This is a genomic window from Comamonas sp. 7D-2, from assembly GCF_022749555.1.
Taxonomy (GTDB): Bacteria; Pseudomonadota; Gammaproteobacteria; order Burkholderiales; family Burkholderiaceae_C; genus Comamonas; species Comamonas thiooxydans.
The window spans coordinates 3,234,615-3,254,014 of record NZ_CP094238.1 but is presented as its reverse complement, the minus strand read 5'-3'; the positions used below and the strand labels follow the sequence as shown (position 1 = coordinate 3,254,014).

20 protein-coding genes and 1 pseudogene are annotated in these 19,400 nt (G+C 63.8%); 5 read left to right on the top strand and 16 right to left on the bottom strand.

The genetic code is table 11. The annotated features are described in order from the left end of the window. Nucleotides 1-6 precede the first annotated feature (6 nt). Complete coding sequence (locus tag MPZ60_RS14995) at nt 7-342, bottom strand: cupin domain-containing protein (protein ID WP_034358600.1); 336 nt, start codon at nt 340-342, stop codon at nt 7-9. Nucleotides 343-461: 119 nt separating this feature from the next. Next, nucleotides 462-665: pseudogene (locus MPZ60_RS14990) on the bottom strand (hypothetical protein); the annotation flags it as partial. 255 nt (nt 666-920) lie between these two features. On the opposite strand from MPZ60_RS14990, the gene MPZ60_RS14985 reads away from it, so the two are divergent. The 5 genes from MPZ60_RS14985 to MPZ60_RS14965 all read left to right on the top strand — a co-directional run bounded on the left by MPZ60_RS14985 (nt 921) and on the right by MPZ60_RS14965 (nt 6,495). Beyond that, entirely contained in the window at nt 921-1,907 is a 987-nt protein-coding gene (locus tag MPZ60_RS14985) for a tripartite tricarboxylate transporter substrate binding protein (RefSeq protein ID WP_034358219.1), read from the top strand. Nucleotide 1,908: 1 nt separating this feature from the next. Further along, nucleotides 1,909-3,195, top strand: a complete 1,287-nt coding sequence (locus tag MPZ60_RS14980; protein WP_080746235.1) for a CaiB/BaiF CoA-transferase family protein — start codon at nt 1,909-1,911, stop codon at nt 3,193-3,195. After that, nucleotides 3,180-3,572 carry a cupin domain-containing protein gene (locus MPZ60_RS14975; RefSeq protein ID WP_034358217.1) on the top strand — a complete coding sequence of 131 codons (393 nt, stop codon included), beginning with the start codon at nt 3,180-3,182 and terminating at the stop codon, nt 3,570-3,572. The genes MPZ60_RS14980 and MPZ60_RS14975 overlap by 16 nt, the downstream gene beginning before the upstream one ends. 83 nt (nt 3,573-3,655) lie before the next feature. Next, nucleotides 3,656-4,819, top strand: a complete 1,164-nt coding sequence (locus MPZ60_RS14970; protein ID WP_003075814.1) for an acyl-CoA dehydrogenase family protein — start codon at nt 3,656-3,658, stop codon at nt 4,817-4,819. A 758-nt stretch (nt 4,820-5,577) separates the two neighbouring features. After that, entirely contained in the window at nt 5,578-6,495 is a 918-nt protein-coding gene (locus tag MPZ60_RS14965; protein ID WP_242607131.1) for a LysR family transcriptional regulator, read from the top strand. Nucleotides 6,496-6,591: 96 nt separating this feature from the next. Here MPZ60_RS14965 and MPZ60_RS14960 read toward each other — a convergent pair whose 3' ends face one another. The 14 genes from MPZ60_RS14960 to MPZ60_RS14895 all read right to left on the bottom strand — a co-directional run bounded on the left by MPZ60_RS14960 (nt 6,592) and on the right by MPZ60_RS14895 (nt 19,325). After that, a complete protein-coding gene (locus MPZ60_RS14960; RefSeq protein ID WP_034358212.1) occupies nt 6,592-8,112 on the bottom strand; it encodes an aldehyde dehydrogenase family protein in 1,521 nt (506 codons plus the stop codon). Nucleotides 8,113-8,146: 34 nt separating this feature from the next. Next, nucleotides 8,147-9,235: a saccharopine dehydrogenase family protein gene (locus MPZ60_RS14955; RefSeq protein ID WP_034358210.1), complete on the bottom strand. Its 1,089-nt coding sequence runs from the start codon at nt 9,233-9,235 to the stop codon at nt 8,147-8,149. Nucleotides 9,236-9,507: 272 nt separating this feature from the next. Beyond that, nucleotides 9,508-9,840 (bottom strand): cupin domain-containing protein, encoded by a 333-nt coding sequence (locus MPZ60_RS14950; RefSeq protein ID WP_034358208.1) that lies wholly within the window; start codon nt 9,838-9,840, stop codon nt 9,508-9,510. A gap of 4 nt (nt 9,841-9,844) precedes the next feature. Then, nucleotides 9,845-10,741, bottom strand: a complete 897-nt coding sequence (gene mmsB, locus MPZ60_RS14945) for a 3-hydroxyisobutyrate dehydrogenase (RefSeq protein WP_003067480.1) — start codon at nt 10,739-10,741, stop codon at nt 9,845-9,847. Nucleotides 10,742-10,813: 72 nt separating this feature from the next. Continuing rightward, nucleotides 10,814-11,233, bottom strand: coding sequence for a DUF488 domain-containing protein (locus tag MPZ60_RS14940; protein WP_034358206.1), 420 nt, complete (start codon nt 11,231-11,233; stop codon nt 10,814-10,816). An 18-nt stretch (nt 11,234-11,251) separates the two neighbouring features. After that, nucleotides 11,252-11,767, bottom strand: a complete 516-nt coding sequence (locus MPZ60_RS14935) for a TfoX/Sxy family protein (protein WP_034358205.1) — start codon at nt 11,765-11,767, stop codon at nt 11,252-11,254. A 31-nt stretch (nt 11,768-11,798) separates the two neighbouring features. Then, the gene (locus tag MPZ60_RS14930) at nt 11,799-12,965 is read right to left on the bottom strand and encodes an acyl-CoA dehydrogenase family protein (protein ID WP_034358203.1); all 1,167 of its coding nucleotides are present in this window, start codon (nt 12,963-12,965) and stop codon (nt 11,799-11,801) included. A gap of 54 nt (nt 12,966-13,019) precedes the next feature. Beyond that, nucleotides 13,020-13,487 carry a lysozyme inhibitor LprI family protein gene (locus MPZ60_RS14925; protein ID WP_370552204.1) on the bottom strand — a complete coding sequence of 156 codons (468 nt, stop codon included), beginning with the start codon at nt 13,485-13,487 and terminating at the stop codon, nt 13,020-13,022. A 20-nt stretch (nt 13,488-13,507) separates the two neighbouring features. Beyond that, nucleotides 13,508-13,981: a lysozyme inhibitor LprI family protein gene (locus MPZ60_RS14920; protein WP_233425174.1), complete on the bottom strand. Its 474-nt coding sequence runs from the start codon at nt 13,979-13,981 to the stop codon at nt 13,508-13,510. An 82-nt stretch (nt 13,982-14,063) separates the two neighbouring features. Further along, the gene (locus MPZ60_RS14915) at nt 14,064-15,587 is read right to left on the bottom strand and encodes a CoA-acylating methylmalonate-semialdehyde dehydrogenase (RefSeq protein WP_034358199.1); all 1,524 of its coding nucleotides are present in this window, start codon (nt 15,585-15,587) and stop codon (nt 14,064-14,066) included. A 212-nt stretch (nt 15,588-15,799) separates the two neighbouring features. Next, nucleotides 15,800-16,468 (bottom strand): hypothetical protein, encoded by a 669-nt coding sequence (locus MPZ60_RS14910; RefSeq protein ID WP_034358198.1) that lies wholly within the window; start codon nt 16,466-16,468, stop codon nt 15,800-15,802. A 381-nt stretch (nt 16,469-16,849) separates the two neighbouring features. Next, on the bottom strand, nt 16,850-17,797 hold the full coding sequence (locus MPZ60_RS14905; protein ID WP_122974747.1) for a tripartite tricarboxylate transporter substrate binding protein: 948 nt from the start codon (nt 17,795-17,797) through the stop codon (nt 16,850-16,852). Between the two features lie 163 nt (nt 17,798-17,960). Next, the gene (gene maiA / locus MPZ60_RS14900; RefSeq protein WP_034358197.1) at nt 17,961-18,605 is read right to left on the bottom strand and encodes a maleylacetoacetate isomerase; all 645 of its coding nucleotides are present in this window, start codon (nt 18,603-18,605) and stop codon (nt 17,961-17,963) included. Between the two features lie 12 nt (nt 18,606-18,617). After that, nucleotides 18,618-19,325 carry a fumarylacetoacetate hydrolase family protein gene (locus MPZ60_RS14895; RefSeq protein WP_034358196.1) on the bottom strand — a complete coding sequence of 236 codons (708 nt, stop codon included), beginning with the start codon at nt 19,323-19,325 and terminating at the stop codon, nt 18,618-18,620. Nucleotides 19,326-19,400 lie beyond the last annotated feature (75 nt).

Sequence of the window (19,400 nt, the reverse complement as noted above, 5' to 3'; positions counted from 1 at the left end):
AGTTCTTCAGACCTCACAGAGCACGATGGTGGCAATCGCGGACGAGTCTTCCATGGCACGCACGGCGTGGGGCATATTGGCTGGCAGATGCATGAGTTGCTTGGGGCCCAGTTCATGCACGGTCTGGCCGATGAGAACTTCGAGCCGACCTTCCAGGCATTGAAGGCTGACGCTGCCAGGCACGCGATGCGGCGGCAGCGACTGGCCCGAGCGCAGCACGACGCGAATGACTTCCAGATCTTCCGCCTTGAAGAGCACGCTCGAGTGAGCGGCAGGAAGCCTGGCTCCGTAAGGAGCGACATCCAGAGCTTGGTGGGTGGGCGTGGAGTGGATATGGTCCATGACAGCACCTGAGCGAAAGCGGTAATAAGGCATTCTCCCCCGAGTGGGGCCCAAGTTCAATCACCGTTTTGTGACAGCGCTGTAGGGCATCAGGCCTTATCGCCTCGTTTCGTTGCTCATCAGCGCTGTTTGGTGCGCATCACTGAGGCTTGGGCGCGACTGGCAGCTGTCATGCCAGGTGCCACAGATTCTCGGCAGGCATGGGGCTGAAGCCTGTTGCGGCGCATGTATTGCCGCCAGGCGTCGGAGCCGCTCTTGCTCTCGCTGTCGCCGCCGGTGTCCTTTTCGCCGCCAAAAGCTCTGCCGACCTCGACGCCTCGGGGCCTGGCCAGAACGGGCTGCTGCCGCCACCTCAAGGGCATATGGGCTGGGGACGCAGGTACAAATCCGGCTCATTTCTCCGTGCAGAGGGGAAGGCGAGGCGTCGTGCGCAGCGGCTGGGAATGTCTAGCTGGATTTAATGATTCGCAAATCGAATCATTCATGCGGTTTAAACAATTGGACTTGAATGATTGAACGCTTCAGCATGCAGTGCAGGCTCCGGATACAGGTGCCGCAGCCTGAACAAGGAGACAAGCATGAACAAGCGATTCTTACTGCGCGCCTGTGCGAGCGCAGGCCTGGCAGCCACCATGAGCATGGGCTTTGGCGGGACGGTGCTGGCTCAGGAGAGCTATCCCGCAGCCCCCATCACGCTGGTGGTGCCGTTTGCCGCGGGCAGCGGCACCGACGCGGTGGCGCGCGTGGTGGCCAACAAGCTGGGCGAGCGACTCAAGCAGCCCGTGGTGGTGGACAACCGGGCCGGGGCCAATGCCCAGATTGCAGCCGCGCATGTGGTCAAGGCCAAGCCGGACGGCTATACGCTGTTCATGACCACCAATACCTCGCATTCGGCCAATCCCTGGCTGGTCAAGGGGCTCAAGTACGACCCAGTCAAGGACTTCACGCCCGTGGCTCGCGTGGGCGAGTTGCCGTTCGCGCTGGTGGTCCATCCCTCGGTGCCGGCCAAGACTGTGGCCGAGCTGATTGCCTATGCCAGGTCGCATCCGGACAAGCTCTCCTACGGCACGCCCAACAGCACCTCGCTGGTGGCTTCGGAAACCTTCAAATACATCACGGGTACGCAGATCACCGGCGTGCCCTACAAGTCCAGCCCGCAGGCATTGACCGATGTGATGGGCAACCAGATCCAGATGTATGTGGCCGACCTGGGTTCGGCCTGGGGCACGCTCAAGACCGAGCGCGTGCGCACGCTGGGTGTGACGGCGGCCAAGGGGTCGCAGCTGCTGCCCAATGTGCCCGCCATCGGCAAGACGCTGCCGGGCTTCGACATCACCTCGTGGAACGGCATCTTCGGCCCGGCCGGCATGCCCAAGGCCATTGCCGAGCGCATCAACAGCGAGCTGCAGCTCATTCTCAAGGACAAGGCCGTGCAGGAGCAACTGGCCCAGGTCGGCTTCGAAGTCTGGCCCACGGCCACGCCCGACGAGTTCGCGCTCTATGTGAAGGAGCAGCTCGCCAAATGGGGGCAGCTGGTCAAGCAGGCCGGCATCGAGGCGCAGTGATATGACGAGCATGCATAGCGATAGCCGTGAGGCTGTGGGTATTTCAGCGGGGCCATTGGCAGGCGTCAGGATCGTGGACATGACCTCGGTGATCATGGGGCCGTTTGCCACGCAGATTCTGGCCGCCCTGGGCGCCGATGTGATCAAGGTGGAGTCACCCGAGGGTGACAACATGCGCCATGTAGGCCCCATGCGAAACCCCGGCATGGGCCCCATTTTTCTGCAGGCCAACCAGGGCAAGCGCTCGGTGGTGCTGGATCTCAAGCAGGCCGCAGCGCGCCAGGCGCTGCTGCAGTTGCTGGCCGATGCCGATGTCTTCATCAGCAATGTGCGGCCCCAGGCCATGGCCAGACTCGGCCTGGACTGGCAGATGCTGGAGCAGAGCCATCCGCGGCTGATCCATGTGAGTTGCTGCGGCTTCGATCAGGCCGGCCCCTATGCGGCCAAGCCGGCTTACGACGACCTGATACAGGGGGCGACCGGCGTGCCCTGGCTGGCCCAGCAGTACGGCGGGGGCGAGCCGTCCTATGCGCCCATGACGCTGGGAGACCGGGTCACGGGCCTGCATGCGGTCTATGCGGTCACGGCTGCGCTGTATGCGCGCGATAAGAGCGGCCGGGGCCAGGCGGTGGTCGTGCCCATGTTCGAGGCCATGACGCAGTTCATCCTCGGCGATCACATGGCCGGGCTGAGCTTCGAGCCGCCGCTGGGCGATGCCGGTTATGCGCGGCTGCTGACGCGCCATCGCAAGCCCTACCGCACCAGCGACGGCCATCTCTGCGTGCTGATCTACAACAACAAGCACTGGCACAGCTTCTTCAACGCCATTGGGCAGGGCGAGCGCATGCGTGAGCCCATGTTTGCCACCCACGGCCAGCGTGCAGCGAATATCGATGCCGTCTATGCCGAGGTGGCAAGCCTGATGCGCGAGCGCAGCACGGCCGAGTGGCGTGCACTGCTCGATGCGGCCGACGTGCCGAATATGCCCATGGCTTCGCCCGAAGACCTGCTGGCCGACCCCCACCATGCGGCCACGGGGTTCGTGCGCGAGATCGAGCATCCCAGCGAGGGACGGCTGCGCACCACGGCCAATCCCACTCAGTGGAGCGCAACGCCCCCGGGCCGAGAGGCCAGCGCTGCGCCGCAACTGGGCCAGCACACGCTGCAGGTGCTGCGCGAGGCGGGTCTTGGCGAGGCGCAGATTGCCGCGCTGCAGGCCAGCGGTGGCTGCATGCAGGCTTCATCATCCAACGATAAAAGAGAGACAGACATATGCCCCGCTATCTGATTCGCGAGCAGGACGTACAGGGATACAGCCCCGCCAATCACCACGGCACGGTGAACCGCCGCTTGGTCAGCCAGGCCAATGTAGGCGCCCAGCACATGGAGGTGGTGCTCGGAACGCTGGAAAAAGGCGGCGGTGCGCTACCACATGCCCACCCCGGCATGGAGCAGGCCTGCTATCTGCTGGACGGCACGGCCGAGGTGGAGGTGCAAAGCCAGGGCCAGACCGAGCGCTTTGCCATGCAGGCGGGCGACACCTGCTTTTTCCCCGAGGACTGCATGCATGTGTTTCGCGTCACCAGCGACCAGCCTGTGCGTCTGCTGGTCATCTACAGCCCGCCCTATGGCGAGAACCCGGCGCGCGTGCGCCGGCCTGATTGATAAAAAACAATAGCTGATAGCGCTTGTGAGACAGGCGTTTGAGGCGGATTTCATTGAAATTCAACTGATAGAAAGAAGCCGCCATGGATTTTTTATGGAGCGCCGAGCAGGAACAGATACGCGATGCCGTGCAGCGGGCCTGCGCGCCTTTCGACGACGACTACTGGCTGAAGAAGGACAGGGACGGCGGCTTTCCGCACGACTTCCACCAGGCCCTGGCCGAAGCCGGCTGGCTGGGCATCGCCATGCCCGAGGAATTTGGCGGCGCGGGTCTGGGCATCACCGAAGCGGCGCTGATGATGCACACCATCTCGGCCACGGGGGCGGGCCTGTCGGGGGCCTCGGCCGTGCACATGAATATCTTCGGCCTGCACCCGGCCGTGGTCTTCGGCACCGACGAGCAAAGACAGCGCTGGCTGCCGCCGCTGATCGCTGGCCGGGACAAGGCCTGCTTCGGCGTGACCGAACCCAATGCCGGGCTCAACACCCTCAAGCTGCAGACCCGTGCCGTGCGCGAAGGCGATGTCTATGTGGTGCACGGGCAGAAGGTCTTCATCTCCACGGCCCAGGTGGCCAACAAGATATTGCTGCTGGCACGCACCAGGCCCGTGGAGGAGTGCCAGGGCACCGAGGGCTTGTCGCTGTTCTACACCGACCTGGACCGCAGCCGCATCGCCGTGACCGAGATCGAGAAGATGGGCCGCAAATGCGTGGACACCAACCAGCTCTTCATCGACGGCCTGCGCATCCCGGTGCAGGACCGCATCGGCGAGGAGGGCAAGGGCTTTTCGTACATCTTGCACGGCCTTAACCCCGAGCGCATCCTGATCGCGGCCGAAGCCGTGGGCCTGGGCCGTGCGGCTCTCGCGCGCGCCACTCAGTACGCGAACGAACGCGTGGTCTTCGACCGGCCCATAGGCCAGAATCAGGGCGTACAGCACCCGCTGGCCCAGGCCTGGATGGGGCTGGAGGCCGCACACCTGATGGTGCAGAAGGCCGCTTTCCTCTATGACAAGGGCCTGCCCTGCGGCGCCGAGGCCAATGCAGCCAAGTACCTGGCCGCCGAAGCCTGCGCCAAGGCCTGCGAGACCGCCATCTTCACGCATGGCGGCATGGGCTATGCCAAGGAGTTCCATGTGGAGCGCTATATGCGCGAGTCCTGGATTCCGCGCCTGGCGCCCGTAAGCCCGCAGCTCATCATGTGCTTTATCGCCGAAAAGGTGCTGGGCTTGCCCAAGTCGTATTGATCGGCCAAGGGGCAGGGGATGGGGGGTTAAGCGAATGAGCAGCTTGACCTTTCTTCGCCAAAGTCAGAGGGCGGGCCTCGGCCCGCCAGCCGACCTGTTTTCTTCCGCCGGTGTGCCGGACCACCAGAAAGTAGGCAAAGAGCCAGCCCCTGCTGCCCCCGTCCCTGCGGCTACGCCTGCGGGCAGCGTGGGCACAAGGGGCGAGACCAACAACTGGCTTCGTCCCAATTCTTGCAGGCCGCCCGTATCCACCCGTGTGTCTGCGCCTGCGGCGCGCGGTTCGGGCTGCGGGCAACGCTGCCGCAGGACAGCGTTGCATCGTGAACTGGCTTGCCGCCGTCTGTGTGAGTGAAGCGGCGTGCCGCGCAGCGAGTTGGGCGGCAGCGCAGCCTGAAAGGCGTGACGCAGGTTTTCCCGGAGCGCAGCGCAGGGACGCAGACGGTCGGGTTGTGTTCTTTGCTTACTTTCTTGGGGGCGGCCTTCCGTCACAAGCAAGAAAGTGAGTCGCCCGCCGGGGCGAAATCCCGGCGTGGCCAGCAAGGACTCTGTCGCTGGCGACAAATCTGATTGCTGTTTTTGATAGCTGCTTGCGCATGCTGTGAAAGGGCTAGAGGCTGATCTGAATTGAATTCTCTATTGCGGCTACATGACCGCAGGAGTTGGTGAGCGAGGCACATGAGCTGCCGAGGCGAAACCCCTGCGTCTTGCGGCATGGGGTATGGGGTATGGGGTATGGTCTTGGCCAAACTTTGCGAATCATGATGAAAACCCATTTGCTGCGTTACTTTGTGGTTCTGGCTGAGGAGCTGCACTTCGGCCGGGCCGCCCAGCGCCTGTGCATCACCCAGCCGCCGCTGAGCATGGCGCTCAAGGCGCTGGAGCAGGATCTGGGCACGGTGCTCATGGAGCGCGACGCCAAGAACGTGAAGCTCACGCCGGCAGGCGAGGCCTTTTTGCATGAGGCGCGCAAGGTGCTGGCTCAGCTCCAGCATGCGGCCGAGGTGGTGCGTGGCGTGGCCCAAGGGCTGCAGGGGCGGCTGGACATAGGCATCACGGGGTCCATGGTCTACCGCCAGGTGCCGGGGTTCTGCCGGGCCTTTCGCGCCGAGCGCCCGCTGGTCGAGCTATGCCTGCACGAGATGTCCACGCGCGATCAGCTGCAGGCCATTGCCAGGGGGCAAATCGACTGCGGCTTTCTCAACATCGGCACGCCCCAGGACGATATACGCACGCTGTCCATAGGCGAGGAGGCTTTTGTCTGCTGCCTGCCCAGTGAGCATGCGCTGGCCCGGCGTGCCGAAATCGACCTGCGCGAACTGGCCCAGGATACCTTTGTCATGTTTGCGCGCGAGGTGGCGCCGGCCAATTACGACAACGTCATCGCCTGTCTGCAGCAGGCCGGCATCCATCCCCATACACGCCATGCCGCGCGCCAGTGGCTGACCGTCATGGCACTGGTCTCTGCCGGTCAGGGCGTGGCCCTGGTGCCGGCCTGCATGCAGACCGTGGGCATGAACGGCGTGCGCTTTGCAGCGCTGCGCGGCAGCCGGGTGACCACGCCGGCCGTGCTGGCCTGGCGGCCACGGGGCATGCCGGCCGTGCTCGAAGCCTTTGTGGCCAGCGTGCAGAACCTGGTGCAGGCCGCACAGCCAGAACTCCCAGTCGTAGTCCGCTAGGCCCGCAACTGCGGCGCCTCTTTGGCCGCTCGACGAGAAAAGCAGCTCTCTGGGGCCCGGTGTTCCCTGGCAGTCAAAGATGGCAATGGCTGTGCCTCACCCGAATTGAATGCCTTGCGCCAGCGGCAGCTCGCGCGAGTAGTTGATGGTGTTGGTCGTGCGGCGCATATATTGCTTCCAGGCGTCGGAGCCGCTCTCGCGGTCGCCGCCAGTCTCTTTTTCGCCGCCAAAGGCGCCGCCGATCTCGGCACCGCTGGGCCCGATGTTGACATTGGCCATGCCGCAGTCCGAGCCGGCCGCGCTCAGAAAGACTTCCACCTCGCGCAAATCGTTGGAGAAGATGCAGGAGGACAGGCCCTGAGGCACATCGTTGTTGAGCGCAATGGCCTGCTCCAGTTCGTCGTAGCTCAGCACATAGAGCAGCGGGGCAAAGGTCTCGTGTCGCACGATGCTGGTCTGGGCCGGCATATCCACGATCGCCGGTGCCACATAGAAGCCCTGCGGAAACTGCTGCTCCAGCTGGCGCTGGCCGCCCGTCAGCAAATGACCTCCGTCTTTCAGTGCCTGACTCAGCGAGTGCTGCAGCGCCTCAAACGATGCCTCATTGATCAGCGGGCCGACCAGGATGTCAGGCTGCAGAGGGTTGCCGATGCGCAGGCTGCGATAGGCCGGCAGCAGCCTGTCCAGCAGCGGCTGTTTGACATCGCGGTGCACGATCAGGCGTCGCAGCGAGGTGCAGCGCTGGCCGGCTGTGCCCACGGCGCTGAAGACAATGGCGCGCACGGCCAGATCCAGATTGGCTGCCGGCGTGACCACCATGGCATTGTTGCCGCCCAGCTCCAGAATGCGCTTGCCAAAGCGCGCCGCCACCTTGGGACCCACGGCGCGGCCCATGCGGCTCGATCCCGTGGCCGATACCAGCGCAATCCGGGGGCTGTCCACCAGGGCCTCGGCGACAGCCGCGCCGCCCAGCACGATCTGCGCCAGACCTGCCGGAGCCCGGTCGCCAAACCGGGCAATGGCGCGCTCCAGCGCCTTGAAGGTGGCGAGGCCCGATAGCGGTGCCTTGTCGGAAGGCTTGAAGAGCACCGGGTTGCCGCAGACCAGGGCAATCGCCGCGTTCCAGGCAAACACGGCACTCGGAAAGTTGAAGGCCGTAATGACGGCCACTGGCCCCAGCGGGTGGTATTGCTCCATGATGCGGTGGCCGGGACGCTCGGAAACAATGGTCTTGCCATGCAGCTGACGCGACAGGCCCAGCGCGAATTCGCAGATGTCCACGCCTTCCTGCACCTCGCCCAGGCCTTCCTGAGCTATCTTGCCGACCTCGCAGCAAATCACATGGCCTATATCGGCCTTGGCGCGGCGCAGCTCCTCGCCCCAGAGCCGCACCAGCTCGCCGCGCACCGGGGCGGGTATCAGGCGCCACTGCTTGAAAGCCTGCACCGCATGGTCTATGACCTGAGGCACCTGGGCACCGGGCAGGGCGGCCAGACTGGCCAGTTCCGTGCCGTCGATGGGCGAGTGCACGCTGATATCCTTGCCCGCCAGGGCCTGCAGCTCTATGCCGCAGCGGCTCAGCACGGTCTGGAAGTCGGTTGCGGAGATGGCGGTCATGGCAGTCCCTCCTGATGGGTGTGAGATACAGGCTTCAGCCGAGCAGGCCTTCGAAGTAGGGGGCCACGCGAGTGCCCGAGAGTGCGGCCAGCGTACATTGCTCCTGGCGCACAAAGCCCTGCTGCGGCAGCTGGCCCGTGGCGAACAGCTCCACGGCGGCCAGCATGCCGGCCGAGGTCGTCAGCTCTATGGCCGTGCGCTGTCTGCCGCGCAGCGCCGCACCGAAGATGCGGGCACCGCGCGTCAGCTGCTCCAGCCGGCCCGCGCGCTTGCCGCTGGCCATGGCGGCAACCACCACCATGTCTTCACGGCTGTGGGGCACCGCGCCTTCGAGCACCTGGCGCAGCAGATCGCGTCGCTCGATCAGGCGCAGTCCATGCAGCAGCAAATGCATGGCATCGCGGTGGCCGGGGTGGCGTATGGTCTTGTAGTTGAGGTTGCGCACCCGGCCCTGCAGCGTCTCGCACAGGGTGCCCAGACCGCCCGAGGTGTTGAAGGCCTCGAAGTTCTCGCCGTCCAGGATCAGCGGCTCGACCCCCTCCAGCGGCGGCACCAGCATGGGCTGTCCATTGACGATGGTGTTGCAGGGCTTGCAGTACTCGTTGATGACGCCGTCCACGCTCCAGGTGAAGTGGTAGCGTAGCGCATTCGTCGCATGGCGCGTGAGCGCGCCCACGCGCAGCTGCAGATCGAACAGCTCGTCGAACTGCTGGGCCAGATGACCGCCCAGCATACCGATCAGGCCCGGTGCCAGTCCGCACTGCGGCATCAGCACCGAGCGTGCCTGCGCCGCCATGTCCTGTATGGCGCGCATGGCCGCCACATCCTCGGTCAGATCGAAGTAATGCACGCCCTGCCGCGCCGCAGCCCGGGCCACGCGCTCGGCACAGAAGAAGGGCAGGGCATTGATGACCAGCGAGTGCTGCTGCAGCGCGTGGGTCAGCGCCGCATCGTCGTCGATGTCCAGCTGCAGCGTGCGGATCTGCGGGTCGTTGCCGGGCGGGGGCTGCATATCGGCCAGCGTGACGGTGGCTTCATGCAGCTCGGCAGCCATGTCGGCGATCGTTGAGCCGATCTTGCCGGCGCCGAGGATGAGAATGTTCTGTCCAGTCAGCTTCATCATGGAGAACTCCTTGAGAGCAACGCAGCGATCACTTCCTCTGGGGCCATCTTAAACACAGGGCGGCGATTTGCACCACTGAGAAAAGCGTCAGCAGGAGTCGATTTGCGTGGGCAGACAAGGAGTCTTCAGCAGGAGCAGTCCGCTTCGGAAAGAATAGCTGTCAGCACTTGCGGAGTCAGAGCTGACAGCTTGACAGGCTTCAAGCCCGGAGGCCTGCCGTGATACCCGCTGCAGCAGAGCGGGGTCAGCTGGCCGGTGACCGGGTTTGGTGGTTAGTGGCTGTGCAGCACGATGGTGATCAGGGCCGAGGAGTCGTGCTCGGCCTCGACCTCATGCATGGTTTGGGCGGGCAGAAACAGCAGCTGCCCCGCGTTCAATGTCTGGCGGCTTGCGCCCTGGATGACGGCGAGCTGCCCCTCCAGACATTGAATCGTCAGTTCGCCCGGCACCTGATGCGCAGGCAGGCGTTTGCCTGCCATCAACACCAGACGGATCACTTCCAGGGTGTCGGACTTGAAGAGTGCAGCGGTCTTCTGGTTTCCCAGCGAAGTGCCGTGGGGCTGCACTTCGACGGGAACCCCGGGTTGGGCGTGGGGCAGGGCCATGGTCTCAGGCCTTTTTCTGCAGCATCTTGATGATGCTGGAAAAGTCTTCGCCGCCATGGCCGGACAGGCTGTGCGCCGCATAGATGGAGCGCGCCATGCCGCCCAGCGGCGTGCTGGCGCGGTTGGCCGTGGCGTTGTCCTGCGCCAGGCCCAGATCCTTGAGCATCAGGTCCGTGCCGAAGCCGCCTGCATAGCCCTTGCTGGCCGGCGCGTTCTCATGCACGCCGGGGAAGGGGTTGTATTTTTCAAGGGCCCAGTTGCCGCCCGAGCTGCGGCGCATGATTTCGGACAACACCTTGGGGTCCAGACCGTTGGCCACGCCCAGGGCGATTGCTTCGCTGGTGCCCACCATCAGAATGCCCAGCAGCATGTTGTTGCAGATCTTGGCCGTCTGGCCCGCGCCGACACCGCCCGCGTGGAAGATATTGGCGCCCATTTTTTCGAGCAATGGCTGGGCGCGTGCCAGCTGTGCGTCGCTGCCGCCCACCATGAATGTCAGCGTGCCGGCAATGGCACCGCCGGTGCCGCCCGAGACCGGGGCGTCGATAAAGTCTATGCCCGCTGCCTGGGCCGCCTTGGCCACCTTCTGGCTGGTGGCCGCGGCGATGGTGGAGCTGTCGATCACCAGCGTGCCCTTGGCGATGTGCGCGAGCAGACCGGCCGCGCCGTCGCGGCCCAGGAACAGGCTCTCTACATGCTGGCTGGCGGGCAGCATGGTGATGACGGCTTCGGCGCCTTGCACGGCTTCCTGGGCACTGGAGGCCGCCTGTGCCCCGGCGGCCACGACCTTGGCGATGGCCTCCTGGCTCAGGTCGAAGGCTTTGACACTGTGGCCGGCCTTGGCCAGATTGACGGCCATGGGGGCACCCATATTGCCCAGACCGATAAAAGCGATTTGCATGTCTGTCTCCTTGCTGTTATTGAATTGATAGCGTCTAGCGCTTTATCCATAAGCGATTGATTGGTTTTTCGCTTAATTCTTGAGAATGGCACCCTTGTCAGCGAGCAGGCTGCGCAAGATGCTGCGGTGGCAATGCGCCTCGTCGTCGCAGTAGCAGCCCAGAGAAAAGGCGGAGCTGTGCGACAAGGCTGCGAGCAGGCCCAGGGTGCGATCGGCTGCGGGCTCGGCCAGTTGCTTGCGGAACTGCTTTTCAAACTGCTTCCAGAGCTTGTCGGCCTGTGCCTCCTGGCCGGCTGTGCGCAGCCTGATGGCCTCCAGGGCCTGCTGCATCAGCTCCACCTCGGGCGAGAGTTCGGGATACCAGCAGTCGTAGTAGTTGCGGCTTGCGAACTCGGCCTTGGGCACGCCGCGCGGCGGTCTGCGCACCGTACCTATGCGCAGGCCCTCGTCGGGGGCGCGTTCGCTGCCTAGCTGGACTATGCGTATGGCCATGAGGTCCGTCCTTTGTGCTTATTCGCTGTCGAAAATAGGATGTTTTCTGGGGGCGTCGGCATCAGCCGGTTTCGGGGCAGCCCTGGTGCGCTTGCGCCCGCTGCTGGTGCCCTGACCGGCAGGGCTTTTTCCACCGCCCGGCTTCTTGCTATCGGTCTCGCTGCTGGCCTTGCTGCCGGTCTTGCGTTTTGGCGTGGCCTTTGCCAACGGGTTGAAAGCCAGGGCTTCGCTGATCCAGTGCTGCCACTGTTCACGCCTGGCGTAGGCCGTGGGGCCGACGAGAAAGTAGCCGTCCATCAGTCCGCGCGAGGACAGCGGGCGCACGCCCGGCATCTCCGCAATCTGCGCATGACTGGCGGGGGGCAGGCGCACCAGCAACTCGTCGTTTTCCACGCCCAGGCACATCTTGCCGTCGACCATGAAAACATGGCAGCCGAACATGGTCTTCTCTTCCACGGCTGTGCAATCCTGCAGCGCATCGCGCACGGCATCTATGAGCTGCAGGGTTTCAGGGGCGATGGGCTTGGCGGGCATGACGATCCTTGCGTTGCGTGATGGCAGCAGCTTAGCGAATGACCTCCGGAGCATCGCCCTCCAGCATGCGCCTGGCAATGATGACGCGCATGATTTCGTTCGTGCCTTCCAGAATCTGGTGCACGCGGGCATCGCGCATCAGGCGCTCCAGCGGGTACTCGCGGATATAGCCATAGCCGCCATGCAGCTGCAGAGCCTCGTTGCAGACCATGAAGCCGGCATCGGTGGCAAAGCGCTTGGCCATGGCGCAGTAGGTCGATGCGTCGCGCGCGCCGGCATCCAGCTTGGATGCAGCCAGGCGCACCATCTGCCGCGCTGCGACCAGCTCGGTCGCCATATCGGCCAGCTTGAACTGCAGGGCCTGAAAGCTCGCAATGGCCTTGCCGAACTGCTTGCGCTCCTGCATATAGCTTTGTGCCTGGGTCAGTGCCCCCTGGGCTGCACCTACCGAGCAGGTGGCGATATTGATGCGGCCGCCGTCCAGGCCCTTCATGGCGATCTTGAAGCCTTCGCCCTCGCGGCCCAGCAGGTTGTGAGCGGGAATGCGCACATTGTCGAAGCTGATGACGCGCGTGGGCTGGCTGTTCCAGCCCATCTTTTCTTCCTTTTTGCCATAGCTCACGCCGGCCGCATCGGCAGGCACGGCAAAGGCCGAGATGCCCGAAGCCCCGGAGCCGGCATCGCCGGTTCTTGCCATCAGCACCAGCACATCGGTGCTGCCAGCGCCGCTGATGAAGGCCTTGCTGCCGTTGACGATGTACTCGTTGCCGACCAGTTCGGCCCGGGTCTTGAGCGAGGCCGCATCCGAGCCTGCGCCGGGTTCGGTCAGGCAGTAGCTGGCCAGCTTGCTGCCGCTGGTGAGCTGCTCGCCCCACTGGGCGCGCACGGCATCGGTGGCCCAGGTGCCCAGCATCCAGGTCGCCATATTGTGGATGGTGATGAAGGCCGTGGTCGATGGATCGACGGCCGCCATTTCTTCGAATACCAGCGTTGCATCAAGTCGTGGCAGGGCCAGGCCGCCAATGCTTTCCGGTGCATAGAGGCCGCAGAAGCCCAGCTCGCCGGCCTTGGCAATCGCCTCGCGCGGGAAGATGTGCTCGCGGTCCCACTCGGCCGCATGCGGTGCCAGCTCGGCCTGCGCAAAAGCACGGGCAGTATCGGCAAAAGCGCGTTGATCTTCGCTGAGTTCAAAGTCCATTTCATGTCTCCTTTTTTGTTCTACTCGTCTTCTGGCCCCTGACGGCTTTGCAGCTCAGTCCGGCGGCCCCTGGTGCAGCCAGCGTTTGAGCACCGCATCTCGGGCCGTGATCTGCTGCACCAGACAGCCGTGGTAACGGCTGGGCCAATCGGGCTGCGCTTCAAAGGCCTTTGTGGCCTGCTTGCAATGGGTGATGCGATGGCGGCTCCATTCGCCTTGCTCCTTGCGCAGGGCGGGGCGCTCATGGGCCGATAGCGCGCGCATCACATCGCCATAGAGAATCTGGTGGTCGGTGTCGGCTTGCTGGAAGTCCTTGATGGCACAGGCATTGGTCTGGGCCGTGGTGCCGCCGGGCACGCAGTCGGCTCCGGCCTGGGCCAGGGCGTGCTGGCTCAAGCTTGCTGCAATAAGAAGAGCGGCAAGCGATTTGGTGTCAATGGTTGCAGGCCGCGGTTGCCTGAATTTCTGAATGCGGATCGTCATGCCCGCATCATCGCAGCCCGGGCTGGCCTGCTGGCGCAAGTGATATGAGTTTGCCCGGTTCATGGCTGCTTTTCACCCTGTGCGTTCTTTGCCAGCGGATACCACTGGTTCTTGAAGGCCTTGACCCGGCTCAGGGCCATGCCGATGCGGCAAGCAGCCATGTCCTCAGCCTCATGGACATAGCCATTGGGCTGGCAGCGCCGGTCGCGCTCCTGCGTCCAGTCGTCCTGTTCGGTTTGCAGGGCCTGGGCGTTGGCCTGCGGCAGCTGGCGCTGCAGGTACAGGTAGAGCACCTGCATGCTCCGTTCCAGAATCTGGGCCTGTTGCTCAAGGCAGGCAAGAGACAGTGGCTGATCTGAGGGGCAGTGCAGCGGGGCCGGCTCGCTGTCCTGGGCCGATGCCACAGGCAGATGGGCAATCAGCAGGCTGCCGGCTGCCAGGGCGCACAGACGGGCCAGCCGCCGTGCGGGGCTGTGAGATGTGTTTGCGGCTGGGCGCAGGGGGGAGGAGCGTGACAATTCTTGAACGTACATGCCAGCCATCATCGGCAAAGCCACACAGCGCAGCCCGGGCCTGGCAAGAGGCAGGGCTGCACTGTCGGGTTTCATGGCCGGCTTACTTCAGGCTGATGGTGGTGTTCACGCCGTGGCTGGTGGTGCTGTCGTCGAACCAGCGCGCCGTGATGGTCTTGGTCTGGGTGTAGAACATGACCACCTGCTTGCCGTAAGGGCCCAGGTCGCCCAGCTTGGATGCACGGCTGCCCGTGAACGAGAACAGCGGCACGGGCACGGGGATGGGCACATTGATGCCGACCTGGCCCACATCGATCTCTTCCTGGAACTTGCGCGCGGCCGCACCCGATTGGGTGAAGATGGCTGTGCCGTTGCCATTGGGGTTGGCGTTGATGAACTCGATGGCCTGATCGATGTCCTCGGCAGCGACCAGACACAGCACGGGGCCGAAGATTTCCTGCTCGTAGATGCTCATGCCGGGCTTGACGCCGCTGAAGATGGTGGGGCCGACAAAATTGCCCTTGGCATAGGCGGCCACCTCGGGTTTACGGCCATCCAGCTCCAGCGTGGCGCCGTCGGCCAGACCGCGTTCGATCAGGCCTTCGACACGCGACAGGGCCGCGCAGCTCACCAGAGGACCGACATCGGTGCCGGGCTCGGTGCCGCCATTGACCTTGAGGGTCTTGGACTTGGCCACCAGATCGGGAATCCAGTTGCGTGCCTCTCCCACCAGAACGGCCACGGAGACCGCCATGCAACGCTGGCCGGCCGCACCGAAGGCAGCGCCCAGCAGGGCATTGAGCGACTGCTCCTTGTTGGCGTCGGGCATGACGATGGCGTGATTCTTGGCGCCCATCATGCATTGCACGCGCTTGCCGTTGAGGCTGGCGCGGTTGTAGACATGGGTGCCGACCTTGGTCGAGCCCACGAAGCTGATGGCCTTGATATCGGGGTGGTCGCAGATGGCGTTGACCACGTCCTCGCCGCCGTGGATGACGTTGAGCACGCCAGGAGGCACGCCGGCTTCCAGTGCCAGCTCGGCCAGACGCATGGTGACGATGGGGTCCTGCTCGGAAGGCTTGAGGATGAAGGTATTGCCCGTAGCGATCGCCATGGGGAACATCCACAGCGGAATCATGGCCGGGAAGTTGAAGGGCGTGATGCCTGCACACACGCCCAGCGGCTGGTTCAGCGTATAGGTATCGACACCGCTGGCCACATTGTTGGCCAGCTCGCCCAGTTGCAGATTGCCGATGCTGGCCGCGTGCTCCACGACTTCCAGGCCGCGGAAGACATCGCCTTCGGCGTCGGGCAGGGTCTTGCCCTGTTCGGCCGTCAGCAGGGCGGCCAGCTCCTTCATGTTTTCGCGGATCAACTGCTGCAGCTTCAGAAAGATGCGCGCACGTGCGCCGATGGGCGTCTTTTTCCAGGTCTTGAACGCTTGCTTGGCATTGGCCACGGCGGCGTTGACCTCGTCGGGCGTGGCGAACGGTACGCGCGCCAGCACTTCCTGCGTCGCGGGGTTGACCACATCGCGCCACTGGGTGGTTTTGGATTCGACCATCTGCCCGTTGATGAGCAGCTTGACCGTGGGCGCCAGAACCTTGGCGGAAGTCGGTGCGTTCATGAGGTGTCTCCGTTGGTGAATTCGTTCCTCATGGTATGTGTGCGGATTTGCTGTAGCAATAGAAAACACTGCACATAGGGTGTGCAAATGTGCACAAGTGGATGCTATGTCTGCCAGCGCTTTGGAGCTTGTCGTGCAGGCATGGCTGCAGTACCTGCGGCGGCAAAATGCAAAAGGGCCCACCCGGGCCCTTTTGCCGTTCTCAGGTTCTCTTAGAGCTCGCTGAACATCTCGTCAAAGGCTTCGCTAGCGAAGTCGTTACGCCAGGCCTTGTCCTTGTCCTTGGGCACCATGCCCAGGGAAAGTACGCCCTCGTAGGTGTAGCTGGCGGGGGCTGAGTATGCAGCTTGCAACTTCTTGAGTTCGCCTTGCACCTGATCCAGGCTGAGCTTGTTGCGCACCATGCGTTGAATGCCCTCGGCCCAGGTCTCGGGGGTCTTGACCAGCTGGCAGCTGAACTTCACATCGGTATTGAGCACGCCATGCTTGTCGAGCTTGGGCTTGGTGGCCGAGACGGTCTTGCACTGCGATTGCTGGCGCGCCTTTTGCACCGTGCTCATCAGGCTTTCCACGGGCGCACGCAGGGCGTTGCGCTGGGCCTCGGGGAACAGGGGCAGGGCCATGTCGGTGACTTCGCCCGGGAAGTCCTTGTCGGCTTGCTTGAGTTCGGCGGCGTTGGCATAGTCCGCGCTGCGGCCCGAGCGCAGGCGGTCGGGGCGCAGATAGTCATTGAGCTGGCTGATGGCCTGCTCATCGTGATTGACCAGGGTGCGGATGTACAGCTCGGCCGCAGCAATGGGCGATGGCGGCTCGGCAGCCTGTGAGGCTGCAGCCAGAGGCAGCAGCAAAAAGGCGATGGCTGTCTTGATGGAATTGTTCATTTTTTTATAACGATTTAAAGGGGCTGAATCACGTGGAGTCACGTGAAAACAGCATGGGGCCCTGGCAGACAGGCGGCGCTGCGGCTTGGGCGGGAAGCTGCCGAACAGCCCTGATGCTTATCAGCAGGGGCTCATGGCATACGGGCGCTCTAGAGGTGGGATGGAAGTCCGGAGAAACGCCTCGCAACAAGTGTAACCCCGGGTCGAGGTCGTTTTCTGCACGCCTTTGGAGCTCTGCTGTCTATGTGCGGCCTTCTTGATCCGGAGCGAGGCGGGTCGTCGCGCCAATGAAAAAAGCCCCGTGCAGCCTGTGCTGACGGGGCTTTGCCGGCTGCAGGCGTATGCCTGTGCCGTGATCTATTTGATGGCCGCAGGCGGCTCTCAATCCAGGCTGATCTGGGCTTTTTCAATCAGCAGCTTGTATTGCTCGGACTTCTTCTTGGCAAATTGCTGCATCTCGGGCACGGTGAAGCTCATGGGCTGGAAGGCGAAGGTGGAGAACTTCTCCTTGACCTGCGGGTCCTGCAGCACGGCCACCACATCGCTGCGGATCTTGTCGCGCACGGCGGTGTCCACGCCCTTGGGGCTGAGCAGGGAGACAAAGGAGTTCACATCCAGCTCGGCTGGGCCGCCGGCTTCGGCGACCGTCGGCACGTCGGGCATTTGCGCGATGCGCTTGGGCGCGGCCACGGCCAGATAGCGGATCTTGCCGCTTTTGTAGATGCCCTGGCTGGAGGGCAGGCTGGCAAAGCTCCAGCTTGGGTCGCCGTTGGCAACCGAGGTGAACAACTGGCTGACCTCGCGGTAAGGCACATGGGTCATCTTGCTGCCGGTCAGATAGTCCAGCCATTCGCCGCCCAGATGGCCGGGGCTGCCCACGCCCCAGGAGCCGTAGCTGATCTTGCCGGGCTCGGCCTTGGCGGACTTGATCAGGTCGCCCATGTTCTTCCACGGCGAATTCGTGGGTACGGCCACAAAGAAAGGAGTCAGGAACAGTGGGGCCACGGGGTCGAAGTGGCTCAGCGTGTTGAAGTTCTTGTTCTTGTAGAGATAGGGCAGGGCCGAGATATGTTCGCTGTCCAGTTGCAGCAGGGTATAGCCGTCGGGCTTGGCGCGGCGCGCGTACTCGATGGCGACAAAGCCGCCGCCACCGGGGCGGTTGTCCACCGTCACGCCCTGTTTCCAGCGCTGGGCCAGTTTTTCGCCCACGATGCGCAGCACGGCATCGGGGCCGCTGCCCACGGCAAAGGCCGTGACCACGGTCACCGGGCGGTTGGGATAGCTGGAGGAATCACCCTGGGCCAGCGCCTGGCCGGCTGCGGCCAGCATGGTAGCTGCGGAAACTATTGTTTTAATAGCTGTTTTCGTAGGTATGGATTGGCTTTGGTGCTGATTTTGCTCGTGTTTCACAGTTTGTCTCCGGTGGGCGTTTTTTAGGGACTGCAAAGCGTTGCTGGGCAGCCGCGTCCGGGCGCGGCCGCAGGGGACGGGTCTATCGCGGAGCGTCGGGCTGGGCCAGAGGCGTTGCCTGGGCAAAGGCGGGCAGGGCGCTGCAAGCCGCATCGACAGCGCTGATCAGCGGCCAGCGGGCCAGATCCACGCCAAAGCGGCGTGCGCTCTCGACCTGCGGAATCAGATAGACATCGGCCAGGCCGGGAGCCTTGCCGAAGCAGAAGCTGCCGCGTGTGTCGTCCTGTGCCAGCAAGGCTTCGATGGCGTCAAAGCCGGCCGTGATCCAGGTGGCGCACCAGGCGTTGATGGCGGCCTCGTCGGCGCCGAACTGCTGGCGCAGGGTCTGCAGGATGCGGCGGTTGTTGATGGGGTGCACATCACAGCCCACGACGGCCGCCAGGGCGCGCACATGGGCGCGGGCCTCGGGGTCGGCAGGCAGCAGCGCTGGCGTGGGGTAGCGTTCTTCCAGCCATTCGATGATGGCGGGCGACTGGATCAGCGTCTCGCCGTTGTCCAGCGTCAGCGCGGGCACCAGGCCTTGAGGGTTGATGCGCTTGAACGGCGCTTCGGCCTGCTCGTCCACACGCAGATCGACAGGGAGGTAGTCGGGCGTGAGGCCCTTGAGATTGAGGGCGATGCGCAGGCGGTGCGAGGTGCCGCTGCGAAAAAAGCTGTAGAGCTTCATGGTCTGCGCGCCTTACTCGGGCTGGCCCACGTTCAGGGCAATCTCGCCCACGCCTTCCACACGACCTGTGATCCGGTCGCCGGGCAGCACGGCGCCCACGCCTTCGGGAGTGCCCGTGTAGATCAGATCACCGGCTTGCAGGTGATAGAACAGCGACAGATCGGCAATGATTTCGCGGATATTCCAGATCAGCTTGTTCACATCGGACTGCTGCTTGACCTGACCGTTGACGCTCAGCTCGATGAGGCCGGACTCGATCACCTTGCCGGCCATGGGCACGACTTCACTGGCGACGGAGGACTGCTCCACATCCTTGCCCAGATCCCAGGGGCGACCCTTGTCGCGTGCCACCAGTTGCAGGTCGCGGCGCGTCATATCAAGGCCGCAGGCATAGCCATAGATGTACTCATGGGCTTGGTCGGCAGGAATGCGAAAGCCAGGTTTGCCGATGGCCACGACCAACTCCATCTCGAAGTGGTAGTTGCTGGTCTCGGGCGGATAGGCCACGGTGGCGCCCGATTCGGTCAGCGTCTGCGGGGCCTTGGTGAAGTAGAAGGGGCGCTCTGTGCTTTTGTCCACGGGGCGGCCCATCTCCAGCGCATGGGCGTGGTAGTTGCGGCCCACAAAGAACAGGCGGTTGACGGGCAGGCGCTGCTCGCTGCCGCGCACGGGCAGGGATTGCACGGGGGATGGTGCCCAGAGATAGTTGGCTTGGGTCATGTGTGATTCCTGATGGGTATCGGTGACTAGGTACTTGAAAAAGACGCGTTCTATGTGTGAGACAGCCGGCAAGGG